1 protein-coding gene and 1 pseudogene are annotated in these 1466 nt (G+C 46.9%); both read right to left on the bottom strand.

The window, feature by feature from the left end; all coding sequences use genetic code 11:
- Window positions 1-215: pseudogene (locus AKL11_RS25650) on the bottom strand (IS982 family transposase); the annotation flags it as partial.
- Window positions 216-308: 93 nt separating this feature from the next.
- On the bottom strand, window positions 309-1358 hold the full coding sequence (locus AKL11_RS10860; protein WP_067517346.1) for a YcjF family protein: 1050 nt from the start codon (window positions 1356-1358) through the stop codon (window positions 309-311).
- Window positions 1359-1466 lie beyond the last annotated feature (108 nt).

Raw genomic sequence — 1466 nt, 5'->3', positions numbered from 1 at the left:
TCAGGAAACAGGTGTCGCCAATGTTGAGCAAAATACTTCCAGATATGCTTATCAGCATGATGTCCAAGCCATTCACCGGTGACCTCCATGGTGATCACTTCACTATCTGAAAGCTTTGGTGGATAACCGCGGCTTCTCAGAGGTAATGGAACGAGTTCTTTGATTAAATCGTCGATCAGGCAGAAGACAGTAGTGATAAACTGTTCAACGGGCATGGCTGGTTTCCTCCTTTGTATCCACTGTTTTTAATAGCAGAAAAGTAGGTCAGTCATGCCTTTTTCAGGTCAGTTTAAAAGTCGAACATCGCGTTATCCTTCCAAACTTTCTCGTAATTTGCTCGAAATATAGTAGCTATCTGGAACCGTGTCCGGCTGACTGGTTTGGAATGTGCTCAGTACCGAGATATAGGCTTCACCCAGTGCAACGGTAATGGCACTTGCTGTGGCAGCTGAGATGATGCCGCCGCTGGCAGTGCCTTCTCGATGGATCAGTTTCAGCACATTGGTAAGAATATCCTTTTCACGGAATATCGGTGTTTCTCCTTGAATGGCGGACGACACCAGTGAGGATATATCGGTTTTAGCCAGCTTCATGCCAAAGATGGAGCGGATGCCGGCAATCATGCCTATCTGGATTGGAGCAAGAACGCCAGCATCTGAGAGTGGGATGGGCTTTTTGCCGACCGCCGCTACGGTTGCTTTAGCTGCCGCAAGAACGATTTTTACAGATTTTTTGTAGTGCAGGTTTGCCTTTTGGGCTGCAGCAAGGGCTCTATGTTTCCCTTCAGGTATCACTTCTGAAGACAAACTGATCAGTGCTTCGAGCCCCATTGGCGGAAGCTGGTAGCCGTCATCCAGGCTCTCTTCCAAAGCGCGAACTCTGGCGAACCTTCGGCTTTTCGTCATCAGGCTCTCGACGGTTGCTTTGAAGCCATTGTCTGAACGGGCTTTTGTGATGACGGTAATCACCGGCATATATTTGGATAACATATCATGGAGATTGATTTCGGCGTCTTCAATGCGTCTGCCATCTTCTTGAATACAAATCCAGGCTAAATGAATGTGTCGTCTTTCGTCTTTGTCACTGCATCGATGTGAAACAATGCGCTCAAGATCACCGAGGGTGTCGGAAAATTCGGTCATTTCCAGCCCTCGGGTATCAAAGATGGACAATGGAAAGCCTTCTTTAACTATTTCCACTGTGTTGCGTGTGACGGGCTTTCCCTGACCGGTTTCAGCAAAATCAGACTGGAATACGGAATTGATAAGTGTACTTTTGCCGACGCCAGATCGCCCGGCAATAAGAATATTGACGTGGCCTTGATCTTTAGTTGCGTACTCTAGTGTAGTGAGCTGCATTTAATACAACATAAATAATCTCGCTGTGCCATTATAGGTAAGAGCATCTAAGGACGGATACTATCTATGAGAGTCGCAGCCAAGATAAGCCTGAGTGAACAGGAACAA

Origin of the sequence: Endozoicomonas ascidiicola (assembly GCF_001646945.1) — a bacterium.
Lineage (GTDB): Bacteria > Pseudomonadota > Gammaproteobacteria > Pseudomonadales > Endozoicomonadaceae > Endozoicomonas > Endozoicomonas ascidiicola.
Note: the sequence above shows the minus strand (reverse complement) of the source record. Positions and strands in the feature narration are given on the sequence as shown.

Bases quoted from the DNA above. Each gene is read 5' to 3' on its own strand.
- AKL11_RS10860 (WP_067517346.1), bottom strand. From the start codon at position 1,358: ATGCAGCTCACTACACTAGAGTACGCAACTAAAGATCAAGGCCACGTC.